This is a genomic window from Parabacteroides goldsteinii, assembly GCF_020091425.1.
Lineage (GTDB): Bacteria > Bacteroidota > Bacteroidia > Bacteroidales > Tannerellaceae > Parabacteroides > Parabacteroides goldsteinii.
Window position 1 is genome coordinate 4,654,147 of sequence record NZ_CP081906.1, and the last position, 18,025, is coordinate 4,672,171.

Consider the following 18,025-nt stretch of genomic DNA (forward strand, 5'->3'; position numbering starts at 1 on the left):
TGAACAAGAGTAGGCAAAGATAGAAAATTAACGAATTCACAACTTAATAAACAATAAGATCATGAAGAAAAAGATCTTTGGAGCAGCTCTTATCTCTGCTATGGCTGTTGCAGCCGGCTGGAATTTCAACCAGAGCAAAAATGAAACACAATTGTCAGACTTGGCACTGGCTAACGTAGAAGCGTTGGCTAATGGAGAAAGTGGTGGCAGTTTTGGGTGCGGAAATGCTGCATACGAATGGGATAGTGATTGGTATGAAGATACAAAAAACTTCACAAAATGCAGAAGTGGTTGCCCCGAAGGAAGTGGAACAGAGCCTAAATACATGAATTGCTAAATTAGCCAATAGTCAAAGTTCTATTTAAAATCAAGAGGGTGTGTCAAAATACTAAATGATATATAGATAACACAGATTATATATTAAATAAGTTATCTGCCAAGTCTGTAGCCATAATGTGAATTGACACATCCTCCTTAAAAAACAATTAAATTCAACAAAATGATAAAATACACCTTATTTACTTTGTTTTTTTTGCTTTTCACATTCAGTTCTTGTACTGAGAAAAAAGAAGTACTAACATTAGAGCATGTCAAAGTGTCTAAATTGCAATTAGAAGAAACTCCCTTTGATATACCTTCATTATTTCCTAAGGGATGTTGTATAAAAGATTCTTTTCTTGTTATTTTTGATCCCAAAGATAAAGATGGATTTCTATATATTTACAACAAAGAAAAAAAAACATTGTTAAATAAATATGGTATAATAGGCGAAGGTCCCAATGATTTTAAAAATCCTCGATTTTTATTTAATGATAATTTGCAAATATCTAAAAATACATTATTAATAGGTGATGTAACAAGCCTATATTCCGTAAATATTGATTCTATATTTAGTAGTTCAAAAAAAGCACATTATATTCAAACCGAAATTCCTGAAAATTTACGACTCTACAATTATGTTTTACAGGACAATGACAGCATGCTTATTGTCAATCAAACACGAGACCATCAGTTAACATTCTACAATAAACTAACACACACAATTGAATTAAAGAATTATTTCGAAAAGAACAGATATTTAAAAGACGCTTCAGATTTCTGTCATGTAATGCAGATTTATGATGCTTATTATTCTTCAAATAAAGAAAGAATAGTCATTGCTTACAAAAATTGGAAACAAATAGATATCATATCTACATCAGGAAAATTAATAAAACATATATATTTTCCTAATTATGATTACAATAAGAGTAAAATGTCATTAGATAGAAAAAGTTTACGAATAGAAGATGATGCACATATGTTTTTTTCTTTTATTTATCCAACTAATGATTATTTTTATGCTCTTTGTTGGAATAATACGAGAACAAATATAAAACAAGGCAGTGCAAAAACATCTATATACAAATTTAATTGGGAAGGTGAATTAAAAGATATATTCCAACTAGATAAAGCTATTTCTTATTTTTGCATAGACTCTTCAAATATATTATATGCCATAGGTGTATCAGAAGACAACCTTGATTTAAATATTTATTCATCAATAATAAAATAAGACTCTAAATCATCTACTATAAGTTATTCCTTTTTTATTTCGATTCCTAAAAACATAATCAACTAAAAATTTAACACCATGAGCAACAAACTCCAAGGCTGGTTAGCCCCCAACACACTGACAGAAGATCCGAACGACCGTATCTTAGTACTCAACTCCGCCGGTACGGTTGACAACGAACAACTCTACGAAGAGATGCGCGAAGAAGACACCGGCCTGCGCCGGGAAACACTCGTTCACGTAGTCACCCTCTACGAACGAATCGTGGCACGGGCTTTGATGAACGGCCACAATGTTAACACCGGATTGTTCTACGCCGTTCCCCGCTTCATCGGACCGGTCGAAGACGGACAATGGAATCCGGCAAAAAACGACATCTACGTCGCATTCACTCAAAACCGCGTCCTGCGCGAAGAAATACGAAACACCAAAGTTGAAATCCTGGGTGAAAAAGCTGACACTATTTATATCACTGGCGTTCAGGATTGCAGCAACAACATAAAAGACGGACATATCACGCCGGGACGTAACTTCCGCATCACCGGTTCGCGTATCCGCATTGAGGGAACAGACGAAAAGGTCGGTATCACCTTCCGCAACCTGGCAGACGACACGGTGACAAAAGTTACTTCCGACATGTTCGGTACAAACAATCCTTCGGAACTAATATTCATCGCTCCCACAGGATTGGCTGACGGAGAATATGAAATGACGTTGACAACGCAATATTCAGGGAATACGCAACGTTTTCTAAAAACACCGCGCAGTATTAACCGCATCGTATATGTGGGTGCCGCCAAAGGAGAAGAGGGTGGTGACAGACCTGAAATTGAATAATACAGAACAACTACTTTTGTTTGCATTCCCTAAACACTCCTGTTTGGACATCACAAACAACCGTGTTTAGGGAGCATAAACAGGAGTGTTTAGATAACGCAAACAATATTAAATATTCAAATATATATGAAAACAAACAAATTTCTATTCATCACTATTATTACTTGCATATTATCTGGTATAAACATCTGTGTTAATACTAATAGCACAAAAAAGAATTCGGATTTACTCCTTGAAAATATTAATGCTATAGCCTACGGAGAAAGTTTCAGTTGGGACGGAAAAGAGTGGGACACAGAAGAAAATCACTGGTTGGGTAGCGATTGGAAACCAGTTTTAGTAAAATGCACAGTTACTACAGGACCTTCTTTCTGGCAAGAGACCTATGAAGGACAGAAAGTGACTTGCAATAACGGAAATGGAAATTGCTTAATAGAAAGTGCTTGCACTAATAGTTAAATTTTAATTCTCCATTCTCTATATCAAAATGAGAATGGAGAATTTCACAAAAAACATTTCAATATCCATGTATAGAACACTCAACATATATATATTATCTGTAATATACTTGTTTTTAATCGGTTGCAACAAACCGATTCCTAAGAAAGCATTAAAATTAGAGTTAGAGAATATAAAAAAAGTAGAAATTAAAAACGAATATCCTCAAATTATCAATACAAGTGAAGCCAAAGATATTTCTACAAAGCAATTGACAGACTGTATTTCAAATATAGACTATATAGCGCTTGACTCTGAACATCTAATTGGAGAAATTAGAAAAATGATTATCACAGAAAGTAAAATATATATTATGGATTCCTTTCTATCACAGCAAGTTTTTGTTTTTGATAAACAAGGAAAACTTTTATTCCGCATAGACGAAAAGGGTAATGGACCTGAGGAATTTATCAGTATTTGGGATATGCAAGTTAATGAATCAAAAAAAGAAATCTTACTAAATGATGCCTTAGGATTATCTTATATCTATTATTCAACAGAAGATGGTAGTTTCATAAAAAGAGAGAGAGGCATTCAGAATTGCTATTTAGCCAATATAAATAATATATACATTAATATGTTATCATACGGACAAGATTTTAACGATAAAGAAAGTTGGCAATTACTAATAACAGATAAAGACTCTATTCTATATAAAGGTTTTCAATTAGAAGAATTACAAAAAAACAATTTTATAGAAAACAGTATATCTTATGACTTTGAAAATAAACTAATATATACCCCTACTTATTCAGACACAATATATCAATTTTGTGAAAATATATCATTCATTCCAAAGTTTGTAATCAAACAAAACAAAAGTATTTGGAATAAGCATAATGAAAACATGACATATGCAGAAATATGTAAACTAATCAAAGAGAATAATTACACATTATTTACCGGCAATATTATTGATTCAGAGAGATATATGCTTTTCACGACCAATGAAGAATATAAAGGAGGAATAATCAAACAACCATATATTTGGGACAAAATAAATAAGATATCATATAGATGGGATTCAAAAACAATTATCTCGAAAGAAAATATTCGTGATGTCATAACTATACCTTTAACGTCTTATAACGATAGATTTTACGGGATTTTTCAAATAGGAAAAGATCCTGAACTGAAAAGTATCTCCCCTAAACTAGCAAAATTATTACCTAAAGATGTTGAAAATGCGAATCCAATCATAGTTGCATATCAATTTAAAGATATTCACTAAAAATATATTTTCACAAAATCAATTGAAATATATGAAGCAATTGTTTTTTTTGCTGTTCGGCATATTAGTCATTCTTTTACAAACAGCCTGTCAATCAAAAATTGACAAGCAACTGGACATGCCCCTTAGTCTAGCCGGAGACAACCGGAAAGAAATGGAAAAAATATTAGATCATTATAAAAATGATCCGGAAAAACTCGCTGCTGCCCGTTTTCTAATAATGAATATGCCTGGCCATTCAGGTGTTAACCAATCAAATATAGAAAAACTACAACCTTTTTATTTGAAGTACGTAGATATATCAAAACAACATAATTGGAAGCGTTCATCCGAATGGCAAAAAGAAATCGACTCTCTTTGGAGAAATGAGAAAACAAAAATCCATCCGTCTTTATTTAATAAAAAAGCGGATATCCAAACCATTAATGCAGACTGGCTTATCAACGAAATAGACCGTTCTTTCAATGCTTGGAAAGAGAATGTATATACACAGAGTGATACTTTTGATGATTTCTGCAAATATATCCTTCCCTATCGTTTTGCCGAAGGAATTTGTCTGGACGAGAGCCGGGATACTTTTTACAAACGACATGCTCGTATATTCAACGATATTAATAAAGATTTCAGAGTAGTGACCGACTCTTTACATCAAATATATAGCGACCTTATGCATAATAACTGGGCCGCTGCCTCCATGCCTATTTGCAACGCTGCCACTTTCGAACAAATAAAACGAGGTTCATGCGACGATAAAGCCTGGTATAACTGCCTGATGATGTCTGCACTCGGCATGGGAGTCGCTATCGACTTCGTGCCGGAATGGGGGAACCGCTCCGGGGGGCATAGCTGGAACAGCCTGATCGTTGGCGGAGAGTCATATCCCTTCGAACCGTTTTGGGACGATGACCGGTGGAAATACAAGGAGATTTACAATAATGAGTGTTTTGATTTGAAGTGGGGAAAATTCAGACTTCCGAAAGTGTACCGGCATACGTTCGAACATTATTTTTCCGGTCCGTTGGGTAATGAGGCGGTTGCTAGAGAAGATATTCCTTCTCTATTCAAAAATCCATTTATGAAGGATGTTTCTTCTGAATATTTCCAGACAACAGATGTGAAAATAACTATTACGGAGCCTATTCCCGAAAACACACGTTATTGCTATCTATGCGTTTTCGGAGCAAAAGAATGGCAACCCGTGCAATGGGGTAAAATCGAATGGAACAAAAAGGTGACTTTCAAAGGGATGGGTAGGGATATCGTTTACCTGCCTATGTTCTACCAAAATGGTGTTTTAACACCTGCCGCATCTGCTTTTATCCTGACTAAAGACGGTAATTGCGAAAAACTGGAATGCAAAGAGGAGAAAATGCCGGTTACCGTACGAAACTATACCGCCTATCTGTATCCTGAAGAGATTTCCGAAGCGAAAGAAACACTGGTCGGGGCTTATCTCACAGGATGCAATGATTTGAATACCTTAGCCGCTGATACCTTATATATGATGACGGACAGCATGGATACATGGGAAAACGAGATCAATCTTCCTGTTTCTCAAAAATACAGATATATACAATTAATATCTCCCAAAGACTCACTGGCACTCTGTGAAATATCTTTCTATGAACAGAATAAAGAGGATAAACCGATTCAAGGTGTAAAAGTGTCAGCCGATATCACACCGCTTGGCAATGGAGAGGAACTGAACATGGTTACCGACAGTCGTTCTGCCACTGGTTTCAGAGGCAGGTTCAACAACCCGGAAGATGGGAAAAATACACTTTGGTTTGATTTAGGTGCACCCAAGTCAATCAGTAGAATTTCATATATCCCCTATACAAAAAATTATTTACCTAAAGATATAGACATAGAATTATGGTATTGGAATAATCAATGGGTTAAAGGTGGTAGTTTAAAAGGTGATTATAATTTTATGACTTTTGAAAATATACCTGAAGGGACTATTTACAGAGTAAAGGTAAAAGGGACAAATGATCGTATCTTTACCTATAAAAACGGTATTATTCGTTGGTATTAAGCATGAAAAAGCATTGGAAAAAAATAGTACAATATACTGTAGACGTAACCTTTTGGTTATGTATGCTGGCTACGGCATGGTTCGCCACGCAGGTCTTATTGTTTGCCTCTTTCAAAATCCCTAGTGATTCGATGGAACCGGAATTAACTACCGGAGATAATATCCTGGTCTGGAAGCCAACGATCGGACCACGTATATTCAATCTGTTTGCTTCCATGCGAAATGAACAAACCGAGATTTATCGTATTCCCGGTTTCAAAAATATTAAACGCAATGACATTTTAGTCTTCAATTTTCCACACCCTAATAGTTGGGATAAAATAGAAATGCATATCCTCAAATATTATATCAAACGATGCGTAGGATTACCTGGCGATACCCTCTCCATCCGAAATGGTTTTTTCCATGTAAACGGAATAAATACACCTCTTGGTAATACGGATTCGCAAAAAAAGATTGCCGTTACAGAAAAGTTTCAAGAGGGCATATTCCATAGTTTCCCTTATGATGGTACTATCGGCTGGAACATCAAGGAGTTCGGACCGCTTCATATTCCTGCCAAAGGGGATTCAATCCGGATGAATCGGACAAACTTCGTTTTATATAAAAAGCTGATTGAATGGGAACAACAGGGAACTCTCGAATACAAGGATTCCACATCTTTTCTTAATGGAAAACCGATCGACGGCTATCGTTTCTTGAAAAACTACTATTTTATGGCAGGCGATAACGGTATGAATTCGCAAGATTCGCGTTATTGGGGAATGTTGCCGGAAGAATATATCGTGGGGAAAGCTTGGATTATCTGGAAATCGGTCGATCCGTATACGGAGAAATTCAGGTGGGAACGATTCATGAAAATAATTCATTAAAAAAATTAATCATGAAATACAGACAATACATAAGTTACTCATTACTCGCTATCAGCGGAATTTTTCTGCTGTGCACCGTTTTTGCCACCAACACAGGGTTGGCTAACGGGCTGGTTACAGGGAAAGTTCTTTGGTTTCATCTGGCGATGTTGCTGCTGGCAGCATGCAGTCTGGTGGCGGCTGTTCTGATGAAACCGGCAAAGCCGTTTGTCTTTTCGGTCGCAGACGGATTGGTGCTGGTTTTGGCGGTTATCGTTGCACTTACTTATAACCGGCAACTGGATCCCGAACCGGAGAAAATGTTGTTTGGCGGGCAATTAGTCGTATTGTGGTTTCTGCTGCGGTTCATATTGACCGGATGGCCGCAGTTACAGTTATTTTTCCTGGCGGTGGTTGTTGCGACCGGAGGGATTGAAGCCGTGTCGGGAATGCGGCAGTTACATGGACTCGAGGGATCTAACCATTCCTTGTTCAAGCTGACCGGGGATTTTTATAATCCGGGGCCTTATTCGGGGTATCTCGCAATCGTATTGCCGGTTTGCCTGTGGATGGTCCTACGGCAAACAAAAATTTATCTGCATTACCTGGGATGGATCGGTTTGTTGGCAATCATTGTCGTGCTTCCTGCCGGGATGAGCCGGACGGCATGGATAGCGGCTGCCATTTCATGCGGATGGGTGTATTGGGTGCAACGGATCGGATGGGAAAAGACTAAAAGATACATTAATGGAAACCGGACCTTAACTATCGTATCTTCTATTTTGATCCTGATCTCCATAGCCGGTGCATTGGCGGGTATTTATCTGCTAAAGAAAGATTCTGCCAATGGCCGGCTACTTTTATGGAAAGTGACGGGGCAAGCGATCAGGGAACAGCCCTGGACAGGAACCGGGACGGGTGGTTTTCCGGCTGCTTATGCAGAAGCACAGGCGGAGTATTTCACTTCGGGAAAGGCTTCGGAGACAGAGATGATGGTTGCCGGATGTCCGGAATACGGATTTAATGAATTCTTACAAATTGGTTTGGAACAGGGGCTGGTGGGTTTAATGGTTTTTGTATTGTTGTTAAGCTATTCCTTGTTCCGGGGGGTAAAAAACAGACAGGCGGGAGCGGCCGGAGGGATATTGGCACTGATGGTGTTCAGCCTGGCATCGTATCCGTTGCAGTTGCCGGAGTTCTGGGTGGTGTTGGTGGTGTTGATGGGGGTGGCTAATAGTAATACTCCGGTTGACGCTGACACACCCCCTACCCCCTCTCGAGAGGGGAGGAAGATACTTTCTGTCGCTATGATAGGGGTGCTGGCTATATGCTGCGAGTGGATTTTCCGGCAGCAGAAAGGGTATTATGAAGGATATAAAAAATGGAATACGTTGAAGATGTTGCATCATAGTAAAGCTTATGAAGCGGCAGGTGAAGGATATGAGGAACTGGTGCCGTTGATGGGACATAAACCGGAATTCCTGTTCGAGGCAGCACAATGTTTAAATAGGGCTGAACGATATACAGAAGCTAATAAGCTATTATATCGGGCTATGAAGTTAAGCGGTGATCCGATGATACGTTACATAGCGGCGAAAAATGAGCAGTCGATGGGAAACTATCAAAAAGCGGAAAATTTATTGCTGCATGCGATCGATATGTTACCGGAACGGATCTATCCGTATTACCTGCTTACCAAACTTTACTCAGAACCTACTTTCTTTCAGGAAGATAAGTTTATCAAAGCGGCTGACGCCGTACTGAAAAAAGAACCGAAAGTAGAGAGCACGGCTATCCGGGAAATGAGAACAGAAGTTAAAAACATGCTCAATAACATACGATCAGATCGTAATTAATTTATTTATATGCCATTTACGATAACATCGTAATAATATTTTTGTATATTTGGAAATTAAAATTTGAATCATAGCTTATATGAATATGAAATACTACAATTTGCTGGCAATACTGCTCCTCTCCGGGATGATAGCCTGTTCCGGTGACAAAAAAGACAGCAGTGAAGGAGAAGAAACTGTTGAAACGGTTTTACCGGACGAAACCAACGAGGTGACCGTGATGACACTAAAGGCTACCGACTTCAACCATGAACTGGTGAGTAACGGCAAATTGTCGGCACGCCGCCATGTCGACCTGCGGTTTCAGTCAGCCGAACCGATCGCTACGATTCATGTAAAGAACGGCGACCGGGTAAGCAAAGGACAAAAGCTGGCTGAATTGTCGACCTTCCGGCTGAAAAACAAAACGGCCACTTCCAAAGATGCTCTGGAACGGGCGAAACTGGAACTGCAAGACGTGCTGATCGGCCAGGGATATGCGCTGGCAGACTCGGCCAAAGTTCCTCCCGCCACCATGCAGCTTGTCCGGGTAAAGAGCGGTTACGACCAGGCGCTTATCCAATACCAGTTGGCAGAATATGAAGAACGGAATGCCGTACTAACGGCTCCTTTCGACGGTATCGTTGCCAATCTGTTTGCCAAACAATACAATACGGCTTCTACCTCCGATATATTCTGCACGGTCATCGATCCGGGCAGCCTGGAAGCAGCGTTCACTGTTCTGGAGAGCGAACTGCCTCTGATCAAGAACGGCGACCGGGTGGAGGTCACTCCTTTTGCCCTGAACGACACAAAAGCCGAAGGACGCATCACCGAAATAAACCCGCTGGTCGATGAAAACGGTATGGTGCAGGTGAAAGCGGCGGTTACGGACAGAGGGAAGTTATTCGAGGGAATGAACGTCCGTGTCAGCATCCACCGTTCGCTGGGCAAACAACTGGTCGTACCGAAAAGTGCCGTCGTTCTCCGGTCCGGAAAGCAAGTGGTGTTCAAACTCGACAGCACCCGAACCAAAGCGAGCTGGGTATATGTACATACCGGTCTGGAAAATGCAGACAGCTACACGATTACAAGTTCGGAAGGGGACGGCCTGAAAGAGGATGATTTCGTCATTACCAGCGGTAATATCAATCTGGCACACGAGGCACCGGTAACGATAATTGAAAATTAAAAATTTGTTATGGTCAAATTCCTACTACAACGTCCTATCGCGGTACTGATGGCCTTTACAGCCTGTTTTATCGTGGGGTTGGTGACTTACTTTACCATCCCGGTATCGTTGTTGCCCGATATTGCGATACCGGAGATCACCATACAGGTGTCCGGACAGAATACGTCGGCCCGCGAACTGGAGAATACGGTAGTCAAACCGATCCGGCAACAGCTGATGCAGGTGACTGCCCTGCGCGATATACACAGTGAGACACGCGACGGTGCCGGCATCATCCGCCTGAGTTTCGACTTCGGGACTAACACGGACCTGGCATTCATCGAGGTGAACGAAAAGATAGACGCTGCCATGAACTACCTGCCGCGCGAAATAGAACGTCCGCGGGTGATCAAGGCGAGCGCAACGGACATACCGGTCTTTTGCCTGAATCTGACGCTGAAAACAGGTGACAGCGAGGCTGCTTTCCTGGACCTTTGCCAGTTTGCCGAATCGGTTATCAAACGGCGTATCGAGCAGTTGCCGGAGGTGGCGATGGTGGATATCACGGGGATGATGAAACGGCAATTGCAGATCGTGCCGGACATGAAAACACTGGAAATGGCCGGTATCACGCTGGACGATCTGGAATCGGCCCTGAATTCGAACAATATCGAGCCGGGAAGTATGACCGTACGGGACGGATATTATGAATACAACATCAAATTCTCAACTTTACTGCGCACACCGGAAGACGTACAAAATATCTATCTTCATAAAAATGACCGTATCTTCCAGCTGAAAGACCTGGCAAAGGTGGCGGTGGTACCGGAAAAGGAGACAGGCGCCTCACTTTCAAACGGGAAACGGGCGGTTACGCTGGCTGTGATCAAGCAGGCGGACGAGAATATGGATAATATGAAGGAGGCGTTGCAGGAAGTTACTGCGTATTTCGCAACGGTTTATCCGGATATCGAGTTCAGTGTCAGCCGGAACCAGACGGAGTTGCTGGATTATACGATTTCAAACCTGAAACAGAACCTGTCGCTCGGCTTTATATTTATATGTATAGTGGCTATCCTGTTTTTGGGGGATATCAAGAGTCCGGCAGTGATCGGTCTGAGTATGGTGGTCAGTCTGATTATCAGTTTCCTTTTCTTCTATATGTTCAAGATGTCGCTGAACATCATTTCCCTTTCCGGACTGATCCTGGCACTGGGTATGATGATCGACAGTTCGATCATTGTGACGGAGAATATTACTCAATACCGAACAAAAGGATATACACTGACAGAAGCCTGTGACAAAGGAACAACTGAAGTGATTACTCCTATGTTAAGTTCTACATTTACCACAATCGCCGTATTCGTGCCGCTGGTATTCATGAGCGGTATCGCAGGGGCTATATTCTACGACCAGGCTTTCGCAGTGACGGTCGGGCTGATGGTCTCCTATTTTACGGGTATCATGCTGCTTCCGGTACTCTACAAGCTGGTTTACAGCATTCCCGATATCAAACATACAGGATTCAATCTCCGGATCAACAACCTGATCAAAGAACATACGCTGGACCGCTTCTACGATGCTGGAGTCAATTTCGTGTTCCGTCATAAAAAGTCGAATATCATATTTATCTTCGTTACATTGCCGTTATGCGCCCTACTGTTTTATGAAGTACCTAAAAGCAGGATGCCTGAGATCGACCAGAACGAACTGATCGCCCATATCGAGTGGAACGAAAACATCCATATCGACGAAAACCGGGAACGGGTGGACAAACTGTTTGCCCAGATCGCAGGCGATGTACAGGAATATACCTCCTATGTCGGTCAACAGCAATTCCTGTTGAACCGCGACCGGGAACTGTCTTCTTCGGAAGCCGAATTATATTTCAAGACAGAAAAATCATCAGCCATCTCTCCCTTGCAGATAAAGATCACGCAATGGTTGGATACTAATTATCCGCAGGCTGTATTCTCCTTCTCTCCGCCGATCACGGTGTTCGAAAAGTTATTCGTGACGGGAGAAGCTGACGTGGTCGCAGAATTTTATGCCCGCAACAAAGCGGAAGCCCCGGAGGCCCAGACATTGCACAAATTGGAATCGCAGATGAAAGCGTCTACCGGTATTGCACCGGTGGGAGTCGCCTTCGATAACCAACTGAATATATCAGTCGACAGGCAGAAGTTACTGCTTTATAATGTAAATTACAATGAAGTATACCGCCTGCTGAAAACAGCTTTCAAAGAAAATGAGGTGGCGACCCTCCGCTCCTACCAGCAATATCTGCCGATTGCCCTGGCCGGCGACGGCAAGACGGTAAACGAAGTCTTGCAGCAGACACTGGTCCGGACGCAGGCCGACAAAGAGGGAAAAAGCCAGTACATCCCGTTGCAGTCACTGGTTAAGGTGACGCAAGGGGAAGACCTGAAGACGGTTACGGCCGGTAAGAACGGCGAATATATCCCGTTCAGTTTCTATGATGTCAAGAAGGCGGAACCGTTGATGGAAGAGGTGAAGAAGATGGGCGAACAGAACTGGGAGATCGATTTCTCCGGTAGTTTCTTCTCCAACAAACAGATGTTGAATGAGTTGGTGGTGATCCTGCTGATCTCTATCCTGCTGATGTATTTCATCCTGGCAGCCCAGTTCGAGAGCTTCCTGCAACCGCTGATCGTACTGATCGAGATTCCGATCGACGTGGCTGCATCACTGCTGGTACTCTGGATTTGCGGACATACGATGAACCTGATGAGTGCCATCGGTATCGTGGTGACCTGCGGTATCATTATAAACGACTCCATCCTGAAACTGGATGCGATCAATGAATTACGTAAGGAAGGTGTTCCGTTGATGGAAGCGATCCACGAAGCTGGCCGCCGTCGTCTGCGCCCGATCATCATGACTTCGCTGACCACCATCTTCGGTATGGTCCCGTTGCTGTTCTCATTCGACATGGGTAGCGAGTTGCAAAAACCCCTTTCCATCGCCATGATCTCAGCCATGCTGATCGGTACAGCCGTCAGCCTGTTCATCATTCCGTTGGTATACTGGTTCATTTACCGTAAGCACGACCCGAATGCAGTGATTCCTCAAAAACAAACTGAAGTTTAACGAATTATATATAATGCCGTTATGAAGATATGTAAAATATTATTATCGTTCCTGTTATTTACCTCAGTCTATCTGAATGCCCAGCCGCTTACGCTGTCGCTGGAGCGGACGATTGCATTGGCGGGGGATAGTTCGCTGGAGGCATTCAGGACAAAGAATATGTTTTTGGCCGGATACTGGCAATACAGGACATTCAAGGCGGGACGTTTGCCAAGCCTGACGTTGAACCTGACTCCGGCACAGTATTATCGCGATATCACACGACGATATGATTCCGAGAATGATATCGATGTTTACAGAAAACAGCAATCTTATTACGCAGAGGGCGGCCTCGCCATCAAACAGAATTTCGACTTGTTGGGAGGTACTTTCTATCTGGATTCGGATTTAGGGTATATGCGTAATTTCGGAGATAATGCTTATAACCAGTTTACGACCGTACCGATCCGAATCGGTTATAACCAAAGTCTGTTAGGATATAACCCCTTCCGGTGGGAACGGAAAATCGAGCCACTCAAATATGAGAAAGCGAAAAAAGAATTACTGTACAATATTGAAAATATCAGTGAACAGGCTACCTCCTACTTCTTTGCCTTGGCCATGGCACAGGCGGAATATGATCTGGCTAAAGAAAATGTAGCGTCGACCGATACCTTATACCAGACAGGACAGGAGCGACATAAGATTGCATCAATCAACAAAGCAGAGCTGCTGACATTGAAACTGGATGCCGTCAACGCACGCAATACATTACAAAACGCAGAAATATCTCTGAAAAGAGCGATGTTCAGTCTCGCCTCTTTCCTCAACTTCGACAAAAACACGGAAATACGACTAAACCTGCCAGGACGTCCGAAAGATATGCATATTTCTGTTGACGAAGCTCTGACACTTGCCCGCGAAAACAACCCGAAGTTCCTTGACACCAAACAACAGGTACTTGAAGCCGAACAGCAAGTGGATAAGACAAAAAAAGAGGCCATGTTCAATGCCTCCATCAACGCCAGCATAGGATTCAACCAGGTTGCGACCAAACTGAGTGACGCATATCGCGACCCGCTGCAACAAGATATGGTATCCGTTTCCGTATCTATCCCTCTCGTCGACTGGGGCGTACGGAAAGGAAAACATAACATTGCCAAGAATAATCTGAACGTGACACAGATTTCCGCCCGCCAGGAGGAACTGACGGTAGAGGAAGACGTGATCATGACTGTCGGTGACTTCAATATCCAGCAAAACCTGATCTCAAGTGCAGAAGAGGCGCTCGACCTAGCTGTTATGGCTTACAGTGAGACAAAGCAACGGTTTATGATCGGGAAAGCGGACATCAACAGCCTGACCTTATCGCTGAACCGCCAGCAGGAAGCACAGCGCAACTATATCTCCGCCCTGCAAAATTACTGGCTGAGTTATTTTAAAATACGGAAACTGACACTGCATGATTTTGAAACCGGCATATCACTGGCACGGGAATTTGATTTTACGCACGGACTATAAGTAACAGATTCAATGAGCACATCTCCCAAGATATCATCCTTTACGATCATCGTCACCTTCCTTTGTGTGGCGCTGACAGGACTGGCTTTCATCCCTCTCCTGCCGATCAAGCTGTCTCCCTCACGCACATTGCCCCGGCTGACCGTCAGCTATAATATGCCCGGCAACTCGGCACGTGTAATCGAGATGGAGGTCACTTCGCGGCTGGAATCGATGCTGGCACGTATCAAGGGAATCAAGGAGATCAACTCCACTTCCGGAAATGGCTGGGGATATGTGACACTGGAACTTGACAAACATACCAATATCGATGCCGCCCGTTTCGAGGCATCCACGATCGTACGCCAGACATGGCCCAGCCTGCCCGACGGATTAAGCTATCCGATACTGGAGATGAGCCGCCCGGACGACAAGGAATCCGGCCCGTTCATGACCTATACGCTGAATGCGGCGGCAACTCCGATCTTTATCCAGCGGTTTGCGGAGGACCAGATCAAACCGCGCCTCGCCGGTATCCCGGGTATTTACCGGATCGATGTACGCGGGGCCACACCGATGGAATGGCGACTGGAGTATGACAGCCGGCAACTCGTGTCGCTCGGCATTACCACCAATGACATACAGAATGCGATCGCTCAATACTATAACAAAGAATTCCTGGGAACCGGAAATGTCAATACAAACGAACAGGAGGAATGGATTCGCCTCGCCCTGATACCGGAAGATGTACGGGAGGGTTTCGAGGCTTCCCACATAACCGTCACCAGTAAAGAAGGGAAGCTGATACGCCTGGACCAGTTGCTGAAAGTCACCCGCCAGGAAGAGGCTCCCCAAAGCTATTACCGTATCAACGGACTGAACTCGATCTATCTCTCCATCCGTGCGGAAGAGACAGCCAACCAGCTGGAACTCGCCAAACAGGTGAAAGAGGAGATGGAGCATATCCGCCAGTTATTACCGCAGGGATATGAGGTGCATACCAGTTATGACGCGACCGAGTTTATCCAGAATGAACTGGATAAGATATATGTACGTACGGGACTTACGATCCTGATTCTTTTATTGTTCGTCCTGCTGATCACCCGGAATGTGCGCTATCTGTTCCTGATCGTGGTCAGCCTGAGCGTAAACCTGTGTATTGCCGTTATCTTTTTCTATCTGGCAAAACTGGAAATGCAGCTTTACTCGCTGGCGGGAGTTACCATATCGTTAAGCCTGGTAATCGACAATACGATCGTGATGACCGACCATATACGCAACCGCCATAACCGCAAAGCCTTCCTTTCCATCCTGACGGCAACGCTGACGACTATCGGTGCGCTGGTGATCATTTTCTTCCTCGATGAAAAAATACGGCTGAACCTACAGGATTTTGCAGCTGTGGTAATCATCAACCTGGCAGTGTCGCTGGCGATCGCCCTGCTCTTCGTTCCTGCCCTGATAGAGAAGCTGGGACTGGGACAAAAGAAAAGCGCCGCCCGGAAAGCGAAGCTCTCCCTGAAACCGAAAACCACCTGGTTTCCGCGGATCAGAAGGTGGGGAAACAGATTTTTAAAACGGTTCCCGGTCTATTTCAACAGATATTACCATGCACAGATCAGCTTCCTTTGCCGATGGAAAAAGACCGCATGTTTTCTGTTGCTACTGGCTTTCGGATTGCCGGTCTTCCTGCTCCCTGAAAAAATAGAAATGGATGACAAGGACAAGGTATATACGGCTACAGACTCGCTGCTCATTGAAAAATACAACAAGATTGTCTCAAGCGAGACCTATAAGGAGAAAGTCAAGCCGATAATGGACAAAGCACTGGGAGGAACCTTGCGCCTGTTCGTGCAAAAAGTGTATGAAGGCAGTTATTTTACCCGCAACGACGAAACGGTCCTGTCGGTCACTGCCTCACTTCCCAACGGGACTACACTGGAACAGATGAATCAGTTGATGGGACGCATGGAGGCTTACCTCAGCACATTCAAGGACATACGCCAGTTCCAGACGAACATTTACAGTGCGCGGCAGGCGGGCATACGCATTTATTTCACCAAAGCGGCAGAGCGAAGCGGATTCCCTTATACGCTGAAAAGCAAGATTATCAGCAAGGCGCTGGAACTGGGCGGCGGTAGCTGGGGTGTGTACGGGCTTCAGGACCAGGGCTTCAGCAACGACGTACGGGAAGGAGCAGGTTCGTTCCGTATCGAAATGTTCGGCTATAACTATGACGAATTATACACCTGGGCGGAACAGTTGAAGGATACACTTCTTACCTACCGCCGTATCAAGGAAGTACTGATCAACTCTGAATTTTCGTGGTGGAAAGACGATTATCAGGAATTCTATTTCAATCTGGACAAGGCACGGATGGCACAGGAAAATATCCTGCCGATCGAACTGTTCGCCTCCATCAACCCAGTGTTCGGAAAGGATATCTACAGCGGTACGATCGTTGTCGACAATGAAACGGAAAAGCTGAAACTAAGTTCGCGCCAGTCAAAAGATTATGATGTCTGGAGCATGCAATACGTCCCCCAGAGCATTAAGGGCAAACCTTATAAACTGTCGGAACTGGCCACCGTCGAAAAAGGGCAGATGCCGCAAAAAGTAGCCAAGGTGAACCAGCAATACCGCCTGTGCCTTCAATATGAATATATCGGTGCATCCAATCAGGGGACCAAGATACAGGAACGTGTATTGAAAGAATTCAACGCATCGTTACCGATGGGATACACTGCCAAATCGGATAGTAATTACTGGAGTTGGAACACCAAAGACAATAAACAGTATCTGTTATTGCTGCTGATCATTGCCATTATTTTCTTTACGACCAGTATTCTGTTCAATTCGCTGAAACAACCGCTGGCTGTTATCTTCGTCATCCCTATCTCCTATATCGGGGTGTTCCTGACATTCTACTGGTTCAAGCTGAATTTCGACCAGGGAGGATTTGCGTCGTTTGTCCTGCTATGCGGTATCACGGTAAATGCAAGTATCTATATATTAAACGAATATAACCAACTTCGCGAAGCCAGCCCCAAAATGCCCGCCTGGCGCCTTTACCTGAAAGCATGGAATGCCAAGATCACACCGATCTTCCTGACCGTGATCTCTACCATACTCGGATTTATTCCGTTTATGTTAGGTCCCGATAAAGAAGCCTTCTGGTTTCCGCTGGCAGCCGGGACCATCGGCGGATTGACCATGTCGATCCTCGGCATCTTCATATACCTGCCTATTTTTACTTTGAAGAAACAATCATCTTGTTAAAACTTAACCGCCAATAACTGTTTTTCTTTCCTAATTTTGTGATATTCTTGGACGATTTGTTAATTATCCAAACCCTTCTTACGTCTTAAATGTTTTATGCAGGAGCAGAAAAGTTGCAGAAGTTGAAAGTCCGATATCAC

The 18,025-nt window shown here is 43.2% G+C and carries 12 protein-coding genes; all 12 read left to right on the forward strand.

The genetic code is table 11. The features are described from left to right. The first annotated feature begins 61 nt into the window (after positions 1-61). Positions 62-337: an NVEALA domain-containing protein gene (locus K6V26_RS19755; protein ID WP_007655612.1), complete on the forward strand. Its 276-nt coding sequence runs from the start codon at positions 62-64 to the stop codon at positions 335-337. A gap of 162 nt (positions 338-499) precedes the next feature. Further along, positions 500-1,555, forward strand: a complete 1,056-nt coding sequence (locus tag K6V26_RS19760) for a BF3164 family lipoprotein (RefSeq protein WP_007655613.1) — start codon at positions 500-502, stop codon at positions 1,553-1,555. A 78-nt stretch (positions 1,556-1,633) separates the two neighbouring features. Next, a complete protein-coding gene (locus K6V26_RS19765; RefSeq protein ID WP_007655614.1) occupies positions 1,634-2,392 on the forward strand; it encodes a DNA-binding domain-containing protein in 759 nt (252 codons plus the stop codon). 126 nt (positions 2,393-2,518) lie between these two features. Next, complete coding sequence (locus K6V26_RS19770) at positions 2,519-2,851, forward strand: NVEALA domain-containing protein (protein WP_007655615.1); 333 nt, start codon at positions 2,519-2,521, stop codon at positions 2,849-2,851. Positions 2,852-2,885: 34 nt separating this feature from the next. Then, on the forward strand, positions 2,886-4,121 hold the full coding sequence (locus K6V26_RS19775) for a 6-bladed beta-propeller (protein WP_157277589.1): 1,236 nt from the start codon (positions 2,886-2,888) through the stop codon (positions 4,119-4,121). A gap of 154 nt (positions 4,122-4,275) precedes the next feature. Continuing rightward, positions 4,276-6,159 (forward strand): hypothetical protein, encoded by a 1,884-nt coding sequence (locus K6V26_RS19780; RefSeq protein WP_224263638.1) that lies wholly within the window; start codon positions 4,276-4,278, stop codon positions 6,157-6,159. 2 nt (positions 6,160-6,161) lie between these two features. Beyond that, positions 6,162-7,031: a signal peptidase I gene (lepB, locus tag K6V26_RS19785; RefSeq protein WP_224263639.1), complete on the forward strand. Its 870-nt coding sequence runs from the start codon at positions 6,162-6,164 to the stop codon at positions 7,029-7,031. Positions 7,032-7,042: 11 nt separating this feature from the next. Next, a complete protein-coding gene (locus K6V26_RS19790; protein WP_224263640.1) occupies positions 7,043-8,866 on the forward strand; it encodes an O-antigen ligase family protein in 1,824 nt (607 codons plus the stop codon). Between the two features lie 85 nt (positions 8,867-8,951). After that, entirely contained in the window at positions 8,952-10,037 is a 1,086-nt protein-coding gene (locus K6V26_RS19795; protein ID WP_044246119.1) for an efflux RND transporter periplasmic adaptor subunit, read from the forward strand. Positions 10,038-10,046: 9 nt separating this feature from the next. Beyond that, entirely contained in the window at positions 10,047-13,127 is a 3,081-nt protein-coding gene (locus tag K6V26_RS19800; RefSeq protein ID WP_224263641.1) for an efflux RND transporter permease subunit, read from the forward strand. Positions 13,128-13,148: 21 nt separating this feature from the next. Next, positions 13,149-14,627, forward strand: coding sequence for a TolC family protein (locus K6V26_RS19805; RefSeq protein ID WP_195437151.1), 1,479 nt, complete (start codon positions 13,149-13,151; stop codon positions 14,625-14,627). A gap of 12 nt (positions 14,628-14,639) precedes the next feature. After that, positions 14,640-17,885: an efflux RND transporter permease subunit gene (locus tag K6V26_RS19810; protein ID WP_224263642.1), complete on the forward strand. Its 3,246-nt coding sequence runs from the start codon at positions 14,640-14,642 to the stop codon at positions 17,883-17,885. The last annotated feature ends 140 nt before the right edge of the window (positions 17,886-18,025 follow it).